This window comes from uncultured Rikenella sp., assembly GCF_910577125.1.
Lineage (GTDB): Bacteria > Bacteroidota > Bacteroidia > Bacteroidales > Rikenellaceae > Rikenella.
This window is the reverse complement of record NZ_CAJTMN010000038.1, coordinates 1-18,705: the sequence shown is the minus strand read 5'-3', so window position 1 is coordinate 18,705 and position 18,705 is coordinate 1. Positions and strand designations below refer to the sequence as shown.

The 18,705-nt window shown below is 57.7% G+C and carries 19 protein-coding genes; 4 read left to right on the top strand and 15 right to left on the bottom strand.

The features are described 5' to 3' along the window. Window positions 1–80 precede the first annotated feature (80 nt). From ybeY to rpsU, 11 genes are all read right to left on the bottom strand, one after another. Window positions 81–530, bottom strand: a complete 450-nt coding sequence (gene ybeY / locus QZ292_RS05640) for an rRNA maturation RNase YbeY (RefSeq protein ID WP_294599022.1) — start codon at window positions 528–530, stop codon at window positions 81–83. 14 nt (window positions 531–544) lie between these two features. Beyond that, on the bottom strand, window positions 545–1,744 hold the full coding sequence (locus QZ292_RS05635; protein ID WP_294599020.1) for a peptidoglycan DD-metalloendopeptidase family protein: 1,200 nt from the start codon (window positions 1,742–1,744) through the stop codon (window positions 545–547). Window positions 1,745–1,746: 2 nt separating this feature from the next. Beyond that, window positions 1,747–3,471, bottom strand: a complete 1,725-nt coding sequence (locus QZ292_RS05630) for a tetratricopeptide repeat protein (RefSeq protein WP_294599017.1) — start codon at window positions 3,469–3,471, stop codon at window positions 1,747–1,749. Window positions 3,472–3,484: 13 nt separating this feature from the next. Then, the gene (dut, locus tag QZ292_RS05625; RefSeq protein WP_294599014.1) at window positions 3,485–3,922 is read right to left on the bottom strand and encodes a dUTP diphosphatase; all 438 of its coding nucleotides are present in this window, start codon (window positions 3,920–3,922) and stop codon (window positions 3,485–3,487) included. Next, the gene (locus QZ292_RS05620) at window positions 3,910–5,355 is read right to left on the bottom strand and encodes a polysaccharide biosynthesis C-terminal domain-containing protein (RefSeq protein ID WP_294599011.1); all 1,446 of its coding nucleotides are present in this window, start codon (window positions 5,353–5,355) and stop codon (window positions 3,910–3,912) included. Before QZ292_RS05620 ends, dut begins: the two co-directional genes overlap by 13 nt. A gap of 6 nt (window positions 5,356–5,361) precedes the next feature. Then, window positions 5,362–6,363 carry an acyltransferase gene (locus QZ292_RS05615; protein WP_294599008.1) on the bottom strand — a complete coding sequence of 334 codons (1,002 nt, stop codon included), beginning with the start codon at window positions 6,361–6,363 and terminating at the stop codon, window positions 5,362–5,364. Then, window positions 6,363–7,556 carry a GTPase HflX gene (gene hflX, locus QZ292_RS05610; protein ID WP_294599006.1) on the bottom strand — a complete coding sequence of 398 codons (1,194 nt, stop codon included), beginning with the start codon at window positions 7,554–7,556 and terminating at the stop codon, window positions 6,363–6,365. The genes QZ292_RS05615 and hflX overlap by 1 nt, the downstream gene beginning before the upstream one ends. Window positions 7,557–7,661: 105 nt before the next feature. After that, a complete protein-coding gene (locus tag QZ292_RS05605) occupies window positions 7,662–8,567 on the bottom strand; it encodes a hypothetical protein (RefSeq protein ID WP_294599003.1) in 906 nt (301 codons plus the stop codon). A gap of 176 nt (window positions 8,568–8,743) precedes the next feature. Continuing rightward, window positions 8,744–9,247 carry a hypothetical protein gene (locus tag QZ292_RS05600; protein ID WP_294599000.1) on the bottom strand — a complete coding sequence of 168 codons (504 nt, stop codon included), beginning with the start codon at window positions 9,245–9,247 and terminating at the stop codon, window positions 8,744–8,746. A 76-nt stretch (window positions 9,248–9,323) separates the two neighbouring features. Continuing rightward, a complete protein-coding gene (gene ruvB, locus QZ292_RS05595; protein ID WP_294598997.1) occupies window positions 9,324–10,337 on the bottom strand; it encodes a Holliday junction branch migration DNA helicase RuvB in 1,014 nt (337 codons plus the stop codon). Between the two features lie 1,094 nt (window positions 10,338–11,431). Then, entirely contained in the window at window positions 11,432–11,623 is a 192-nt protein-coding gene (rpsU, locus tag QZ292_RS05590) for a 30S ribosomal protein S21 (RefSeq protein WP_294594498.1), read from the bottom strand. A gap of 761 nt (window positions 11,624–12,384) precedes the next feature. Between rpsU and QZ292_RS05585 the strand changes: the two genes are divergently transcribed. The 4 genes from QZ292_RS05585 to yidD are packed head-to-tail and all read left to right on the top strand — an operon-like array spanning window position 12,385 to window position 14,798. Beyond that, window positions 12,385–13,224: a DUF4271 domain-containing protein gene (locus QZ292_RS05585; protein ID WP_294598994.1), complete on the top strand. Its 840-nt coding sequence runs from the start codon at window positions 12,385–12,387 to the stop codon at window positions 13,222–13,224. Window positions 13,225–13,228: 4 nt separating this feature from the next. Next, complete coding sequence (locus QZ292_RS05580) at window positions 13,229–14,125, top strand: uroporphyrinogen-III synthase (protein ID WP_294598991.1); 897 nt, start codon at window positions 13,229–13,231, stop codon at window positions 14,123–14,125. A gap of 8 nt (window positions 14,126–14,133) precedes the next feature. Beyond that, complete coding sequence (rnpA, locus tag QZ292_RS05575; protein ID WP_294598988.1) at window positions 14,134–14,589, top strand: ribonuclease P protein component; 456 nt, start codon at window positions 14,134–14,136, stop codon at window positions 14,587–14,589. Beyond that, window positions 14,520–14,798 (top strand): membrane protein insertion efficiency factor YidD, encoded by a 279-nt coding sequence (gene yidD / locus QZ292_RS05570; RefSeq protein WP_294599025.1) that lies wholly within the window; start codon window positions 14,520–14,522, stop codon window positions 14,796–14,798. The genes rnpA and yidD overlap by 70 nt, the downstream gene beginning before the upstream one ends. Window positions 14,799–14,902: 104 nt before the next feature. Here yidD and QZ292_RS05565 read toward each other — a convergent pair whose 3' ends face one another. The 4 genes from QZ292_RS05565 to QZ292_RS05550 all read right to left on the bottom strand — a co-directional run bounded on the left by QZ292_RS05565 (window position 14,903) and on the right by QZ292_RS05550 (window position 18,427). Next, window positions 14,903–15,184 carry a hypothetical protein gene (locus QZ292_RS05565; RefSeq protein ID WP_294598986.1) on the bottom strand — a complete coding sequence of 94 codons (282 nt, stop codon included), beginning with the start codon at window positions 15,182–15,184 and terminating at the stop codon, window positions 14,903–14,905. 43 nt (window positions 15,185–15,227) lie between these two features. Beyond that, a complete protein-coding gene (locus QZ292_RS05560) occupies window positions 15,228–15,647 on the bottom strand; it encodes a hypothetical protein (RefSeq protein ID WP_294598983.1) in 420 nt (139 codons plus the stop codon). 388 nt (window positions 15,648–16,035) lie between these two features. After that, window positions 16,036–17,250 (bottom strand): ABC transporter permease, encoded by a 1,215-nt coding sequence (locus tag QZ292_RS05555; RefSeq protein WP_294598980.1) that lies wholly within the window; start codon window positions 17,248–17,250, stop codon window positions 16,036–16,038. Between the two features lie 4 nt (window positions 17,251–17,254). Continuing rightward, entirely contained in the window at window positions 17,255–18,427 is a 1,173-nt protein-coding gene (locus QZ292_RS05550) for an ABC transporter permease (protein ID WP_294598977.1), read from the bottom strand. Between the last annotated feature and the right edge of the window lie 278 nt (window positions 18,428–18,705).

Genomic DNA, 18,705 nt, shown 5'->3' with positions numbered 1-18,705 from the left:
TCCTCTAAAGTTTCTTTGGTTCTTTCTGTTCACAGAAAGAACAGTACCCTCCCGTAACCAAAAACAGACATAATATCAATTTAAGCGTGTTTTACATGAGTTAGCAAATCATCGGGTCGTTTATTCAGGTAATGGTTTTCGCGTTCGCGCATTTTGGCCGCATCGGTTTCGGTTTTGTCCTTATATCCCGCCAGGTGCATGATTCCGTGGATGATAACCCTCAGGAGTTCCACGTGGAACATCACACCGTACTCCTCCGCATTGTTCCGCACCGTGTCGACACTGATAAAGAGATCGCCCGACAGCACCGAGCCCGCCGTGTAGTCGAACGTGATGATATCCGTGTAATAATCGTGTTGCAGATAGTGCCGGTTCATCTTCAGGAGATAAGCGTCGCTGCAAAAAACCACATGGATATCTCCCGCCTGAAAGTTCTCCTCCGCCACCGCCGCACGTATCCAGGCCGCCACCGCACGTTTGTGGCCCGCGATGCCGAACGCCGTATCTTCCGAATGAAATGCAATGGCCATAATCGTTTTCTTCGTTATCGTTTGATCCAGCTCTCCGGATTGAGGTTGTCGCTCTCTTTCCAGAGTTCGAAATGGAGAGTCGCCTGTTGATTGGCCGGCGCCTTGGCGACCGTTCCGATCGCCGTTCCCTCGATCACCCGTTCGCCCTCGCGCACGGAGACCGACTCCAGATTGGAATAGATCGTCAGATAGGCACCGTGCCGCACCATCACCGACATCCCGAGCCCCTGGAAAAAGAAGACTTTCCGCACCTCTCCCTCGAACACGCTCCGCACCTGGCTTCCCGCCCGAGCCGCCAGATTGATCCCTTTGTTATTGACCTTCACCCCCTTCTGATCCGGATGGTCGTGCAGTCCGTAGCGATCCACCACCACTCCCTCCACCGGTCGATCCAACTCCCCTTTCCGGGCCTCGAAACGCCGCGTCAGCGCCGGATCGTCGCTCTTCACCCGGGTCGTCGTTCCTTTCCGGGCATTCGCCACCGCACTGCTCTGCTTCCTCACCTCCTTCTCCACCTCCTGCTGCAACCGCCTCTCCAGCTCCGTGACTTGTCTCCGCCGCTTATCCGCCTCGGCCAGCAGCTCTTTCTCTTTTCCCTTCAGGGCGCTCTGCGTCCGCTTCAACTGCCCGCGCTCCTCCTCCAGCCGCACCAGCTCGGCCGCATGCTGCTGCCTCAGTCCGTCGAGCCGATTTTTTCTCTCGTCCAGCTCCGTCGTCTCGGTCTTCAGCCGAACCGCCAGATGTTGCAACTCGGTCGCCTTTCGCTGTAAGTCGGCGCTTATATGTTTAACATAATAAAGTCTCCGTGCAGCGTCTGAAAAGTCACGTGCCGAGAAGACGAACGAAAGAAAGCTGTTATGGCGATAATTCTTGTATGCGATCCGTATAAGTGCTGAATATCTGTCCTTTAGGAGATCGTACCGTTTTTGCAGTTCGGCGAGCTGCCGCGTTTTCGCACTCAAGTCTCCGGTGAGTGTCCCCATCTCGGTTTCGATCCCCTGAACGATCGACTGGCGGTTCTCCAGTTTCGTTCCGATCAGTTTCAGGTTGTCGAGTGTCTCCCCCTGCTCCTTCCGGGTATCTCCGACCAGCCGGTTGATGCGCGCGATTTCGGCTTCGGCTCTCCGGATGCGGTCTTTCACATCGTCGCACCTCCCCGAGCCGGGAAAGAGAAGCAGCATGGCCGCAGCTATGGAGAAAAGTCGCCGTCTCATAGTCATTTTTTCCCGTTTTCAACCGCCTCCAGCCGTCGGAGCCGCTCTTCGATCTTCCGTCCGTCCGCTCCCGCCTCCAGCGCCCGCTGCCAATAGGTCTTGGCCACAAAATATTCGCCCAGTTCGAACAGGATATCGCCGTAATGCAGGAAAAGTTCCGAACTTCCGTCGGTATCCAGCACCAGGGCCTGACGCATCAGGTCACGCGCCTCCTCGTATCTCCCCAGCCGGTACAGCACCCACGCTTTCGTATCGAGAATCGTGGCGTTCTGCGGCGTCAGCTCATTGGCCCGTGTCGCCATCCGCAGAGCCCGCTCCAGCTCTCGTCCCTCCTCGCTCAGGTAGTAGGCGAAGTTGTTCAGCAGCATCGCCCGGTCGGGCGTCAATTTCAGTGCCCGTTCGTAATATTTATAAGCCTCCTTGTGCTTTCCGCCGAGGTGGGCCATATCGCCGCAGAAACTCAACGCCTCGCTCGTAATCGAGTCGTTGGTCGAATAACGGATCACCTCATGCGCCGCCTCGATCGCTCCGATCGTGTCGCTCCGCTGCAACCGAACGGCGAGCCGGGTCATCCCGAGCTCCGGATCGTGCGGAAAACGCATCTGAGCCTCAGCCATATAACGGTCGACCGTATCGGGCTGTTCTCTGAAGTGCGCCAACTCGATCGCTGTCCGATAGAGAGACAATGGTACCCGCCCTTCGCCGATCCATCGGGCCAGGTATTCCTGTGCCGTCTCCAGCTGCCCGCCCCGGATGAGGTGCCTGATATAAAAGTCGCGGGCCGTACTGTCGCCCGGCGCCGACCACAACACCGCATCGGCCAACCGCGCCATGTAGACGAAATTTCGCTGATAGAAATCCGGTGATCGTCCCCCCACATAGAGGTCGAAATAGTTCACCTTGGCCTGCACCGGAAAAGAGGGGTTGGCAAAAACCGGCATCAGCGCCTCCGGAAACTCCGGCCACTGGTCTTTGATCCGGTAGTACTCCGCCAGGGCGATCCTGGGCCCCACGCCCGTCGAATCGATCTCGATAGCCCGCCGATAGTTCTCCATCGCCACGCTGTCGCGCCGCAGCGCAGCCGCCAGCTCGGCCAGCTGGATGCGGAAAGCGCTCTCGTCCGGCATCTCCTCGCACACCCGGAGCATGTAGTCGTATGCCTCGGCATATCGTTCCGCCCGGATCAGCGCCTGCCGTTTCATCTCGACCGTCTGGGACTGGAATCCGCTCCTCGCCTGCAAGGTGTCCAACAGGACGATCGCCTCGTTCGTCATCCCCCGCTCCAGCTTCAAGGCAGCCAGTATCGAGATGAGCTCCAAATTCGAAGAATCCCGCCGGAAAAGCTCGGTAAACAAGCCGTCTGCCGCCGCATAGTCGCCCGCCACCGCCATCAAACGGGCATAATTGTCCGCGTAGTCCGCACACGCCGGATCGATCTCGTAAGCCCTCCGCCCATACCTCAGCGCCGTCTCCTGCTCGCCGATCATCCGGGCGATGCCCGAGAGACGATAGTACGAAGCGGCATGCTCCGGCACCTCGCGCAGAGCCGCTTCGTAACACTGCGCCGCTTCGCGCAGCGTCCCGAGGTTCTGCCGCTTGACCCCCTCTAAGTAGAGTCTCGACGCCTCCTCCCTCCTCCGTTCCCCCTCGTCGCCGGAAGCCATCGCCGAACTCAACGCGAAGAGCCCGATAGATAGATATTTCAGCCCTTTCCGAACCTGCATCATCTGTTTTTACGAATTATTTCACCCCCGTCGACCCGAAGCCGCCCTCTCCGCGCCGCGTCTCGTCCAGCACGACCGCCTCTTCCCACTCCAAACGCTGGTAGCGGGCAAAAACGAGCTGCGCCACCCGCTCGCCCGGCTGCATCTCGAACGGTTCGTTCGACAGATTCACCAGCAGCACCTTCAGCTCGCCCCGGTAGTCCGGGTCGATCGTTCCGGGCGAGTTGATGACGGTAATCCCATGCTTGGCGGCCAGTCCGCTCCGCGGCCGCACCTGAATCTCGTACCCCTCCGGGATCTGGAAATAGAGCCCCGTCGGCACCATCACCCGCTCCAGCGGCCCGATGGTCATCGGTTCGCGCGTATCGGCCCGCACATCGAGCCCTACGGCCTGCGAGGTTTCGTAAGCCGGCAGCGGATTTCCCGACCGGTTGATGACTTTCACTTTTTCCATAACGTACCGATTTTTCGTCCTCCGAGCTCCACCTTACAGGCGACGAGCAGATAGATCAAAAGTAGTAAAAAATTGAGCGTTACCCTCCCCCCGTCCGGCAAAAGCGCCGTGGCGTACGAGAGGCCGAAGATCGCGCCCCCCAACAGGAAATAGAACCCGATCCGCCGCAAATCGAACGGCACGGGAAAGTATTTCCGACACAGCAGATAGCTGGCCGTCACCATCGCGAGCATCGACACGACCCGCGCCACCGCCGCTCCGTGATACCCCATCGAAGGAATCAGCAGCAGGTTGAGCACCAGTGTGACGGCCACTCCCGAACCGGTGATGTAGATCGCCACCCGCGTCTTGTCAGCCGCCTTGTACCAGAACGAGAGGTTGACCAGAATCCCCGCCAGCAGGTTGGCCAGCAGCAGGAGCGGCAACACCCCCATCCCGCTGCGGAAATCCGACCCCACGATATAAGCGAACTCGCGGGCAAAGAGCGCGAGTACCAAAAAGATCGCGATGCCCGCAATCGTAAAGTATTTCGTCGCCTCGGCATTGGTCGTCCGGAAATCCTCCTTCGAGAAGCCCTGCAGGAAGAAGGGCTCCGCCCCGAGGGTATAAATCTGGCGAAAAATCATCAGCAGCGCTGCAATCTTGGCCACCGCCGTATAGACCCCCAGTTCGGCATCGGCGATCTCGGCCGGGAGCATGAAATAGATCAGCTGTCGGTCGATGAAGTCGCCCGCCACACCCATAATTCCGGCCATCATGAGCGGTATGGAATAGGCGAAGATGCTTCGCAGCAGCGGCAGCGAAAAAGCCCTCGAAAGCAGTCTGATGCTGTGCGGCAGTAGAAGGAGCAAGGATACCGTACTGGCTATCAAATTGGCCACTACGACCCAGAGCGGGCTCTCCGTTGCCCCCGGCACATAGGAATAGAGCAGCACGCAGGCCGCTACATTGACCCCCACGCCCGTCACATTGACGATCGTATAATAGACCGCTTTCCGCTCCTCGCGCAACGCCGCGAGCGGAATCGCCGCCACGTTGTCCACCACGATCAGGGCGGTCATCGCCGCGATGCAAGCCGGATCGAGCCGCATCACCCCCGCCAGCGCCCCGTTGCAGGCGGCCATAATCACGCCGAACAGCGAGGCCATCAGAGTCACCGCTCCCCATGTGGTGGTAAAAAGGCGGCGTTTTTCGCCCGGCGTCTGACACTTCGCCGCATAGCGGAAATAGCCGGTCGCCAGCCCCATCGTCAGCACGACATTGGCGAACGGAATAATCCCGTAGAGCAGATTGACCTGTCCGTAGACCTGTTCGGTGAGGATGCGGGTCAGATAAGGCGTCAGCAGGTAGTTCAGAAACTTGGACAGAATGGCGCTGACGCCGTAGACCGCCGTCTGCGAAGCCAGTTTTCTGAGTATGTGAGCCGCTGCCATGCGTTTTTATTCGATCAACATATTGCATCCCCGGAGCTGCGCCCCCTCGATCCGCCCCAGCACCCGGAACGATCCGTCCGGATAGACGATCCCCCGATCCTGTATAGCCAGAAACGAGCACGACCAAAGATTGGCCAAGTCGATGATATTCAATCCCCCCGTTTTCCCCATCGCGAGCGGTTGCAACGGGCTCTGCAAATCCCTTGTCGAGACCCGCATCCACGGCGGACAGCGAAACAGCCCCTCTCCCGCTGAATAGGCCTGTGAAAGCAGCTCCGTCATGCCGTACTCCGAATGTATCTCGGCCACGCCGAATACCCGTTTCAAAGTTTCATGCATGGTTCCACGTGAAACCTCCCGCCTGCGTCCCTTCATCCCGCCCGTCTCCATCACGACAGCATCGGCCGATAATTGCAACTCAATCCCTTGATTAGAAAGATATTCCGCATAGTCCAACAACGCAAAAGCCACCCCGATCAGCAGAATTTTCTCCCCCTTTTGCGAAGCAGTTGCGAGGTCGGCGGTCAGTTTGTCGTGGTCGTACAAATAAAATCCCCCACAAGCCCCGTTTTGCGCCTGCAAACGCTCTACCATATAGACCAGCGACGATCCTCGCCGCTCCATATACGACGGCAGCAGCGCAAAAATGCTCCACTCCGCCGCAGCCCCGTAGAAGTGCTCGAAACCGTGCGTAAAAGCCTCGTCGTACAATGCCGTCGAAGCCACATAGTGGCGACTCGTTTCGTTGCCCGTCGTCCCGCTGCTGGTGAAGACCGTCTCCGGCTCACGGTCTGTCGCCGCGCTCCAGATCCGGTGAGTCTTGAAAAACTCCACCGGCAGGTACGGAATTTCGTCTACCGTGGAAATCCCCCCCGGATCGATCCCCAACAGATCGATATACTGCCCGTACGGCTCACAACGCTGTGCCTGGAAGCGGAACACCTCCAACGCCAGCGCCTCGTCGAACCGTTCCGAAGCAAAAATCCGATCTTGTAGCGCAACAGCCATCAATACAGGTAGTTATTGAACGGATACCGTCCCTCGTGAATCTCCCGCACCATGCCGTACAAATCCTTCCGCAACCGGTCGATATTGATTCGCTCCGCCGCCGAGATAAAGATGCACGGCACCCCCTCGTTCCTTGCCATCCAGCTTCGCTGGAGCTGTTCGAGCGTCCAGTTCTCGCGCGTCTCGGGCAGCAGATCGTCCGCCTCCTTCTCGACGTAGGTATAAGCGTCTATCTTATTGAAAATCAAAAAGACCGGCTTATCTCCCGCTCCGATCTCGCGCAGCGTCCGATTGACCACCGCGATCTGATCTTCGAAATTGGGGTGCGAAATATCGACCACATGGAGCAGCAAATCGGCCTCTCTCACCTCGTCGAGCGTCGATTTGAACGACTCCACCAGCTGCGTGGGCAGCTTGCGGATAAATCCCACCGTATCGGACAACAAGAAAGGCAGGTTTTCGAGCACCACCTTCCGCACCGTCGTATCCAGCGTGGCGAAGAGCTTGTTTTCTGCGAAAACGTCGCTCTTGCTCAAGAGGTTCATCAGGGTCGATTTCCCGACATTGGTATACCCCACCAGCGCCACCCGCACCAACGATCCCCGTCCGCTACGCTGAGTGGCCATCTGGCGATCCACCCTGACCAGCTGCTCCTTGAGCCGGGCGATGCGGTCGCGGATGATCCGCCGGTCGGTTTCGATCTCCCGCTCCCCTGCCCCGCCGCGGGTTCCCGTCCCCCCACGCTGCCGTTCGAGGTGCGTCCACATCCCGCTCAGCCGCGGCAACAGGTACTGCAGCTGCGCCAGCTCGACCTGTGTCTTGGCATAGGCCGTCGTGGCCCGCTGGGCGAAAATATCGAGAATCAGCCGCGTCCGATCCAGAATCCGAACCCCCAGTTCCCGTTCGAGGTTCCGGGTCTGCGACGGCGAAAGCTCGTCGTCGAAAATCACTGTTCCGATCTCCCGTTCTTCCAGACAGGACTTGATTTCGCTCAATTTTCCGCTACCCATAAACGTCCGCTTGTCCGGAGCCGGCAGTTTCTGCATGAAGGTCGCCGCCGTCTCGAACCCCGCCGTCTCGGCCAGAAACCGCAGTTCGTCCAGATACTCCTCCGCCTCGCGCACCTCCTGCCGGTCGCGGATCACCGTCGCCAGTACCACCTGTTCCGGCCTGTTTTCCGCCGGATTTTCCATCGTTTTTTCTTTTCCCATCCCCATCGACAACAAAACAAGCAAGCGTCTCCGGAACCCGTCCAGGTTCCGCGACGCCCGCTTACAAATTTACGCTTTTTCGTCCACCTACCGTGCCTTCTTCCGCAGCTTTTCCGGCACGATCTGCGCCGGCCCGGTCACCCTGCCGTCCACCATGGCACGCCAGTTGAGCCGCAGCCGGTCGGCCGTTCCCCGCCGATAATTGACCTTCCCCGTCCACGAGTCGATCAACAGATCGAGATACATCTCCTCGCTGACCGGAGTTTCCTCGCCGATCTTCAGCCGCACGTACCACATCCCGTCATGCTTCTCGCAGCAAATCACCTCGTAATCCGGACTCTCGAACCGCCTCGGATCCCACAGCCGCACCAGCTTGGGCGACACATCGACTTCCGATTTCGGCCCGTAGAGTTCCGAATTGAGCTTCACCTGAAAGTTCATGGCCGGAACCAGCGTATCGAGCCGCATGACCGTCTCCAAGGCCTCCTGCCGTTCTTTTTCGTTCCGGAAACTGTCTCTGTCCGGCGCGTCGTATGCCTCCACTTTCCCCTGGTACAGCGCAATGTCTCCGTCCGCCTGCGTAGCGAGTTTCAACACCGCCGATCCGTTCTTGGAATCGATGGCGAAACCGAGGTTGAAAAACCCGTTCACTGAATCGACACAACTCAGATCGAGCACCCACACCCCGTCCTGATCCTTCTCCGCGCTGTTCACCGAGAAGTGTTCCTTATCGACCCACAGCGGCCCGCCCATATCGGTCATCAGCCAGAGCGGAAAACCCGGTGTCTTGTAAAAATACCCCTGCACCTCCGCCGCATGCCCGCTCTCCTCCTGCAACACGTCCGGCACAAAGCGGAACCTCATCTCCTCACCGACCCACCGGTCGACCTCCTGTGCCCGCACAGGAAAAGCGGCGACGACCAGTCCCAGCAAAAAAGCCGCTCCGACCGTCATCCGCCGGATTGTCCGAAAAATCGATTTTCTCCGATCCATATCTTTCCAAACATTAACGTGAATCAACCATACTCGTGTTTCGATTGCCGCCCGAAAGCCGGCAACCGCTTTAAAGATAGTCGTTTTTCACTTCTCTTCCAACCTTTTCATGAAAAAAGGCGGCCGGAGAGCGAAAAATCGCTTCCCGGCCGCCCGATTTCAGTTATCCCGACCGCTTAGTATTCGCGGATATTCCCTTTGTAGGTGATCGAGTTCGCCGCCCCCGGATTGTTCTGATCCAGCGACTTGTTGGAACGTACCTTCAGAATAGCGACCCCGCTCTTGGGATTGATGGCAAAGTCGAAGTTCAGGTTCGCCCCATTGTCCGCCACTGCAGTAAACTTTACTCTGAAAACGCCTTTCTTATCCGTTTCGCACGTCCAGCCGTCATACCGGTTGGTATTTACCCCCGGGCAGTTCACCATGTAGACTTCCAGCGAATTGGGCCGGATTTTGGTGTATTCGTACCGCGTAATGGTCGTCGTCCCGGTATTGGGCTGGATGTATTCGTACGGTACGAACTGGAAGTTTTTGGCCGGTACCACACGGTTGATGAGTTCTGCGGTGAGCATCTCCTGACGTGCCTTTTCGGCCGCCTTTTCTTCCTTGGATTTCTTCTGTGCCTGTGCCGAGAAGCTGACCGTCATGAGGGCGGCCATCAGCAAAATCACTTTTTTCATGGTCTTTTGTTATTTGATTGGTTAGTTTTCTGTCGTTTTCTATTGGACGATTCCGTTTCCCGTCGGTTTAAAAGCCTCAGAACTGCAACTCCCCCTGCCCCGCAATCGTCTCCACCGGAATCCCCAGGTGTTCGTACGCCCTGGCCGTCGCCTCCCGTCCCCTCGGCGTCCTTTTCAGGAATCCCTCCTTGATCAGGAACGGTTCGTACACCTCTTCGATCGTCCCCGCATCCTCGCTCACCGCCGTGGCGATCGTCCCCAAGCCCACCGGCCCGCCGCCGAACTTGTGGATAATGGTCGAGAGGATCCGGTTGTCCATCTGATCCAGCCCCCGGGTATCGATATCCAGCGCATCGAGCGCATGCCGGGTGATATCGAGTTCGATCCTTCCCCCGCCGCGCACCATGGCGAAGTCTCTCACCCGCCTGAGCAGCGCATTGGCGATCCGGGGCGTCCCCCGCGACCGTCCGGCGATTTCGCCCGCCGCATCGGCGTCGATCGGTATGCCCAACACCTGCGCCGACCGCATCACGATTCCCTGCAAAGTGGCCACGTCGTAATATTGCAGGTGGCACTGGATCCCGAACCGGGCCCTGAGCGGGCTGGTCAGCAAGCCCGACCGGGTCGTGGCCCCGATCAGGGTAAACGGGTTCAGTTTGATCTGCACGCTCCTCGCGCTGGGCCCCTTGTCGAGCATGATGTCGATCTTGTAGTCCTCCATCGCGGAGTAGAGATACTCTTCGACGATCGGACTCAAACGATGAATCTCGTCGATAAAGAGCACATCTCCCTCTCCCAGATTGGTGAGCAGCCCGGCCAGGTCTCCCGGCTTGTCGAGCACGGGTCCCGAAGTGACCTTCATGGTCACCCCCAACTCATTGGTAATGATATTGGCCAGTGTCGTCTTCCCCAATCCCGGCGGCCCGTGCAGGAGGACATGATCCAGCGCCTCGTCGCGCATAATGGCCGCCTTGATAAAGATCGAGAGGTTTTCGACGATCTTTTCCTGTCCGCAGAAAGCTCCGAGCTCCTGCGGGCGAATCTGTTCGTCGAACTCCTTGTCGGTCTCTATGTTCCGTATTTCGCTCAATGTCCTTTGACTCCGAATTTACCTCCGAAGATACACATTTTTTCGTTCCTTACCACATAGCCGCGATTTTTTAGGAAGAGAGACCATTCTCCATCGACACCGGATGACCGTTTGTGTCTTGCGGAGCACGTGAGGCGCGCGGTCAGAGAACATTGGGCCGACACAGCCAATTGCCCACCGCGGGCACGCGGGGCCCGGCCGGCCCGAGGCCAGTTCCAGCCGGCTCAAAGCTCGACAGTCGCCCGCCCGCCTAAAGAGGGATTTCGCTCGTTTTGCGGCGAGCAAAATCGAGATGAAATCCCTGCGGGCGACGGTTGAATTGCCCGCGCGCGACAGCTGGAGTAGGAAATCATTCAAAAACGTTGTTCGCTTTTGAATAAGATTTCCGCCAGCGCGCGGTTGCGGCGGAGCGACAGCGGAGCCGCAGTGAGGCGGACACGGGGCGGAACCATTGGCTACGGTTTGGACGGAACTTTTGCGACCCTTTGGGTCGCGCAGTCCGTCGCCATCCCCGGCGGCGGGCTGCAACTCGACGGAGCTCGTTGCGCCTTCCGCTGGCGCCGCACTGCGATGGATTTTCAGCTCCCGCGGCCAACGCGTTCGTGTTACGGCGCGGAGCCTTTATTATTTTCCCGAGATCGACAGCCGAACAACGTTAGATAAATCGGGTATTTTCCGCGCGCCACGCCTTAAGGGGGAAATCTTGTTCAAACACGACTGCGTGTTTGAACAAGATTTCCCCCTTAAGGCGTGGCGCGCGGGTCTTAACGCTCTTTTTTCAGTCGCCCGCGGCAATTCTCGTCGGTTGGCACTTGGCCAACCGACAGAATATGCCCTTTTACGCGGGCGGGCGACTATCGAGCTTTGTGCCGGCTGAAACTGCCCTACGCGGGCGGCGGCCGAGTGACCTCGGCGGGACAGAGCGATACTACGTATCGCTTACTTATTTGCTTCGCCCTATTCTCTGGCCGCGCGCCCGCGCAGGGCAGATGCTGGGTCGGCCCCAATCCTTGTACATTCTCCGATCGCCCGGCACAAAAAAGCCCGGAGAACCGCTATTCCCCAGGCTTCGCTATTCCTATCCTCACAAGAAATTACTCCTCTTCCCGCTGCAACCCCTGCACGTAGATCGCCTTCAGCCGCTGCACCCGGTTCTTCACCGACGGCTTCACAAAATACTGCCGTGCACGCAACTCCTTGATCACTCCCGTCTTTTCATATTTCCGTTTGAACTTCTTGAGGGCCCGTTCGATATTTTCACCCTCTTTGATCGGCATGATAATCATATCCGTGTATCCTTTCTTTTCGTTTTTACTGTGATGCGCGTGCAGATCTCCCTGTCGAAAGAGAAAACGATTCCGAACCCCGCACGCCGGGCCTCCGAAACCTTTCCAAACGTATGTGTTCTCAGTTATCCATCGCCGGTCTCCCGGCTCCATCCGTTCCTAACCTCCCTTCGATCGCTCCCCGTAGCGGGGATTTGAGACGACAAAGATAACCATTTTTCCCGACAATCTTTTTCATCCCATTTTATTTTAATGAAAGAGATAGATTTATTTAAGTAAAAAAGAAGAGTAAGAATCCCTGTGGATGGCGTGGATAAAAAGATCGAATTTCGGTTGTGTAATCGGTTTTCGACATTTTTTCCGCTGCTTATCCACAATTCCTTTCACTCTTTTGAATTGATAGACTGTCATTTATCGGATTTTTTCCACACATCTCTCGATAGACGATTCACATCTCTTTTTGCTCTCGCATTTGATGATAACCCTCCTTTTTCGGAGCACCGAAGATGTGGATGAAAAAAGAAATTTTTCGGTTGCGGATTTCGATTCCGCATACATATGGATTTTTTCCCGGACGGATCAACCCTTCGTCGTCAAAAGTTGTGAAAAGTTTCCGACAGCCTTTTCACAAAATAGCGAAAATAACCCCGTTCTCGTTTTCAGGAACTTCGACCCGTGCAACCGAAAATATCCACACCCTGTACACATGCACTTCGGGCGAAAAGCCCTACCTTTGTCATCGGGAAACTTTTTCTTCTCGGGTGGATACAACAGCTTCGACCTATTTTTTGCAGCAGACAGCCGGTTCGGTGCACTTCCCGACCGGTTCGGAATCGGTCGACCGGTCGTCCGATTCCCTCCGGTGGTTGCGGCCGGCCGCCTCGTCAGCCGAAATATGGGGCTCCCGTTCCACTCTCTCCGCAGAGCTCACCCCGCGGGGAAACCTCGTTCCGGTCTCTCCGCCGCACGATCCGTGGCAGACCTCCGTCGTCATGGTCATCCTCATCTGCTTCTACTGCTACGTCCTCTACCGTTTTCGGCGGGATATGGTCAGCTGCCTGAAAAACATCGGCCGCACGGAAGACACCCTTACCCTGATGGAGGGCCAGGGAGCCGATTTCGTCTACTTCCTGCGCAGCGGCATCGCCCTGGCCGTCCTGGCCGGTTCGGCGCTCGTGATGGCCTGGCTCGAGATCCGGTGGCCGAGGATCGAAAGCTACTACCTCTTTATCGGATCCGTCGTCCTCTTCCTGCTGATCATCCTCTACCGCCGTCTCCTCTTCCGCCTGTTGAAATGGCTCACCGACGAGAAACACATCTTCGACGAGATCACCTTTATCGACCGCATCGACATCGCCTTCGTCGCCCTGCTCTACGCTCCGCTGGCCATCGTCATCGGCGTGAGCGGCCGCCTCTTCGAACCGGGTCTCGTCGTGCTCGGCGGTCTGGTCGTCTATCATTTTATAGCTCTGTATAAATACTTTAGATTACGCGCGTTTTCTAAATTGCAATGGATTTTGTACCTTTGCTTCGTCGAAATCCTGCCGGTGAGCTTCATTCTCGCCCTGGCACTTCGGCAGAGCAGCAGCGTCATCGACTGATTTTATGGCGAAAACACAGAAAGTAAAGCGGATACTGATCGCTCAACCGGCTCCTTCATCGGACAAGTCTCCCTTCTCGGAACTGGTTTCCAAACACAAACTCGAAATAGATTTCCGACCCTTCGTTGCGGTCGAAGGAGTGACCCCGAAAGAATTCCGCGCCCAGCGGGTCGATGTGCTGGCCCATACGGCCGTGATCTTCACCTCGCGGAAGACCATCGACAACTTTTTCAGCCTGTGCGAAGCATGTCGGATCCAGGTGCCGGAAGACATGAAATACTTCTGCGTGACGGAAGCCATCGCGCTCTACCTGCAGAAATATATCGTCTACCGGAAGCGGAAGATTTTCTACGGGACGGCAACCTTCGTGGATTTGATGGAAGTGGTGGCCAAACACAAGGACGAGCGCTTTTTGGTCGCCCTTTCCGACCCTTATAAGCCTGAAATCGAAGCATTGCTGGGGAAGACCGGAGTGAAATATACGAAAATCATCCTTGCGCATACCGTGGCGGCCGACCTGTCGGACATCTCGATCGTCGACTACGACCTCGTGGCATGTTACAGTTCGGCCGACGTGCGGGCCCTGCGGGAGCGGTTCGAAGTATTGCCCGAAGGGATGATCGTCGCTGCACTGGGGAATGCCACCGCCCGGGAAGCATTGGGCGGAGGGCTGAAAGTGGACATCGTGGCGCCGACACCTCGTTTTCCCTCGTTGACCATGGCCATCGACAAATACGTGGCGGCAATCAACAGCGGCGATTCGGTCGAAGGATTCGGGATGACGGCAGCGGACTTGGGCAGCGAGTCCCCGGCTGAAAGTAAAAAAGGGAAAGCAGCGACGAAAGTTTCGGCATCGTCGGGCAGCAGCAGACGGTCGGTGGCGGCTACGACAGGAAAGTGACGAATCTCATGGATGCACAGTCGTTACATAGGTCGGACGGGACGGGTGATGCGGAGGGGAGGCGGTTTACTTTGCCCAAAAGCGAACGGCTGGCCGCACGGAGCGATATCGGACGCCTCTTCACGTGTGGAGAGGCGTTTTTGGTCTATCCGGTGAAGTGCACCTATCGGTTTCGCCCGGACGGGTCAGCGGATAACCGGATGATGGTGATCGTGCCGAAACGGAACTACAAACGAGCCGTGGATCGGAACCTGCTCAAGCGCAGGATGCGCGAAGCCTATCGGCAGAACAAGACCCGGATAGGGGTGGATGTCGCCTTTTCGTATGTGGCCAAGGACGAACCGGCCGATTATCGGACAATTGAGAAAGCAGTGATATCGATATGGGAGAGACTATGCAGGATGCACGACCGACCGACAACGGCAGCGGAGTGCAGCGACGGATCGGGTGGGGGAGGAGAGTAGCGATTGCTCCGTTCGTCTTTTTGATTCGTCTCTATCAGTCAGCGATTTCGCCATTTCTGCCTAACTCCTGCCGGTTTACCCCCACCTGTTCGGCCTATGCTCTGGAAGCCTTTCGCAAGCACGGTTTGTTCCGAGGTTTTTATCTGACCGTTCGTCGTCTGTTGCGGTGTCATCCGTGGGGCGGTAGCGGTTACGATCCGGTTCCGTGAAACAGGTTGTTCGAGGCTGTTGCAGCAAAACGCAGTTTTGCCCGTCCACGGGACGTGGGGCCCGGCCGGCCCGAGGCCAGTCGAAGCTTGACGCGCGCCACGCCTTAAAAAGGGAAATCGTTCAAACACGACTGCGTGTTTGAACAAGATTTCCCAAGGCGCGCGAAAAATCCGTCGCCCGCCCGCTTGAAGAAGGATTTCACTCGTTTTGCGAAGAGCAAAATCGAGATGAAATCCCAGCGGGCGACGGTAAATGCGGCGGAGCGATAGCGGAGCCGCATGGGCTGACACGGGACGAAGAGCGACAGGCCGAATGCGGCGGTGAATTGGGCTAAATTTAGAGCGGGCCGAAGCCTGCGGGTCGCAAAATCTTTGGAGTACTTCAACCCAAGCCCGGGTTCGAAGTTCCCAATCAGTCGAGGCTTCCGTTTATTCCGAGAGGCAACGCAACTGAAAACCGTGGGCGCGATTGTGCGCGTAGCTGGGGTAGAGGTCCTGCGTGCCGAAGGCCAAATACCGCACCGTGACGTCGCCCGTCACCGGCGTACACGACCAACTGCACCCGTTGTTGCCGATGCCCCTCGCTATGCCCTCCCAGCCCGTACGACCGAAGTCGCGGTAGCCCGGGGCGGGGTACCAGGCAAGTGGGGTTCCCGCAGTACCATCGCTGCTTACCTTGTACAACCGACCGTTGGTCGCCTTGTAATCTCCATTGGTGTATTTTTCACCCGCTTTCCCATCTGAATAGTACGGGAAGGTACCGGTCAAGGGTTGATCCAGGTCTGTCGCCCGCGTAAAGTCAGACCAAGTTCCGTTCTCTGTTCGCGCGCCTTGGAAAATCTTATCCAAAAGCGTGGAACGCTTTTGAATGATTTTCCTCTTAAGGCGTGGCGCGCGGTCGAGCATCGACTGGCCTCGGGCCGGCCGGGCCCCACGTCCCGTGGACGGGCGAAACTTGCGTTTCGCTGCGGCCGTGTCTGCCCCTGTTTATTCCGAGAGGCAACGCAACTGAAAACCGTAGGCGCGGCCGTTCGCGTAGCTGGGACCGAGGTGCGCCACGCTGAAATCCAAGTACATGCCAAGGGTACCGCTAACCGTCGAAGACCAGCTGTAACCGCGGTAGCCGACGTCGTCCAGCGCGCCCGTATCCCGATGGCGATAGCCCGGGGCGGGGATCGGACAAATAAAAATGCCGGCAGGAGAGCCGGCAAAAACAGAAGGACAGTGAGAAAGAGAGCTATTCCTTCTTTTCCTGCTCCACCACCGCCGGCAGCTCCGTCTCCGCGAACGACGCCGGCACCTCCAGCACAGGCAACCGCCTCATCCGTCTTCCGACCGCTAAGATCGCCGTCAGACCGTAAATTCCCGTCAGCACCCACAGCGTGATGAACTCCGGCCCCACATCCGCCAGCGTCGCCCCCATCGTCCTGATCCGCACCACCGCATTCATCCCGTTGCTCGACGGCATCATCCGCCCCAGAGCGTACATCCACTGCGGCATCCCCACCGTAGACCACGTGATGCCGCTCACCGCCAGAAACATCACCGACGTCACCACGATCACCAGCATCGAGCTCTCGCGCCGTTTGAAAAACGTTCCGATCGTCAGCCCCAGGAAGATGATCGACAACAGATACGGTACGAAAACCGCCAGCACCGACCAGTGGCTCCCCTTCATCGGATAGTCGAAGAATTTGTACTGGAAGCCGAACATATAGAGTATCAGCGGTATATAGAGTATCAGGTAGGCCAGCGTCTTTCCCGCTACCATCCGCCCCGCTCCGTATCCCTTGAACCGGTTCCACATCCGCCGCTCGTACCACGTCCCGCAGACCAGCCCGATCCCTACCAGCAGCAACTGTTGCGAGATCAGCACCAGCACCCCCGGCATGATCGCCGTCGCATATCCTCCCACCGGATTATAGAGCACATCCACCCGGTAATCCACCGGTCGTGCCGTCCATTCCGCCTCCTTCTGACTCAGTCCGGAAGCCATCAGCGTCCCCATCTGCACCTTCGCTCCGGCCGTCATGACCACACCGCTCACCGCGTTCAGGAAGTCACTGTATAACAGAAAATACCCCCCGTCCGCATAGAAACTGACATGGCTCTGTTCGCCCGCCAGAATCCGTTTCTGGAACCCGTTCGGAATATAGAGCACCCCGTAGACTTTCCGATGGAGAAAGAGCGACTTCGCCTCCTCCAGACTCTCCGCCTCGTACCGCACCGCCGCCTGAGGCGTGGCATCGAGCATCCGCGTCAGCTCCCTGCTGCGTGCCGTGTGGTCCAGATCGACCACCGCAACCGGAAACTTCCGCACCACCTGAGGCGCATAGACCAACGGGTAGATCGTCCCGTAGATCAGCATCGCCCCCAGCAGGATCAGCATCGCGCCCCCGTCCCTGAAGATCGAGACGAGTTCGGTTTTCGTTATTTCCCAGAATTTTTTCATGGCATCAATCTTTCCCGTAGTACTTCGGGTTCACCGCGATGTGTTTGAGCCTCGGCATCAGCAGAGCCATAGCCGTCACGAATACCCCCATGGCCGCCAGATCGCCCAGCGACCGTGCCGGCGGCGCCCCCCTGAGGCTCTGTTCGATGAAGAGGTCGATAAAGAAGGTGTACGGGAAGAGTTTCGAAAGAGCGACGATCGCCGGATACATCCCCAGCGCCGGAAAGGTGAGGCCGCAGAACGAGAGCGAAGCCGTAGCGAACCCTCCCGCGATCGACATCGAGAAGCGCGTGTTGGCCGTCAGAGCGACCAGCATCACCGAGATGGCCATATAGGCCAGAATGACGAACAGATTTCCCAGCACCAGCAGCACCGCGGCATGTCCGTGGAAAGGCATTCCGAGGAACCGGTAGAGCAGCGTATTCATCAGCAGCGAGATGAGGCAGAACATCAGCAGATAAGGCGCCAGCTTAGCCGCCAAGGCCCGTGTGACGCTCCCTCCCGCCGTCTCGATCCACTCGGGGGCCGTCCCCTCCTTGAGTTCGATCCCCACCACATAGACCGTCACGATCGCGACCGTCACGATCAGGGCGAGGAACATCACCCCCGGCAGCAGGTAGTAGGCATAGCTCCCGTACGGGTTGAACAGGACGTGCTTTTCGAACGGAATGGGGTAGGCCATGGCATATCCCTGCCGCTGCGGAATCCCGCGGGCTCCCAGCAGCTGGGTCTCGATGCCGATGTTGAACGCCTGCAGCACGGTGGTGATATCGCGCTTCAGCATCCCCGAGTTGAGGATCTGCGCTCCGCTGATTTCCGCCGTGACCTGTGCCCCTCCGTGTCCGGCATAGATGTCGGCCTGCAAGCCTTTCGGAATGACGAGTACGGCATTGACGAGCCCCTGTACCATGGCCTGCCGCCCCTGTTCGATGCTCTCGACGTGCAGGGTCACGGCTGCCGACGGCGTGGCGTCCACCATCCGGATCAGCTGCCTCGACAGCTCGGTCTTGTCGCCGTCGTACACGGCGACGGGCAGGTCTTCGATCACGCCTTTCGCAAACAGCAGGCTGTAGAGCACGCTCATCACGGCCGGCAACACGATGACGGCGGTCACGAGTACTTTGCTGTGTCCGAAACGCCTGATTTCGCGCAGTATGCTCTTCCTGAAGGGTCCCATTCGGGTTATTTTTTTAACAGTTCTTTTATCTGTGTCTACCCGCAGAGAACTGCCGCTTTTTGAAAAAAGCGGCACCAAAAACTTTTAGATAGCTACGCTACTCCTTAGGCTCCGCAGTCCTCATTCTTCGAGAATCTTTTGGGTCGGGGTTCTCCGGGCGCGTTGGGGTAATTACCGCTTTATACGCGCCCGGAAGAATCCCCGGCCCAAAGAGAGTCCGAGGGTTGGGCCGCCGGCAGCTTTAGGATGCGTAAGCATCCTCTAAAGTTTTTTTGGTT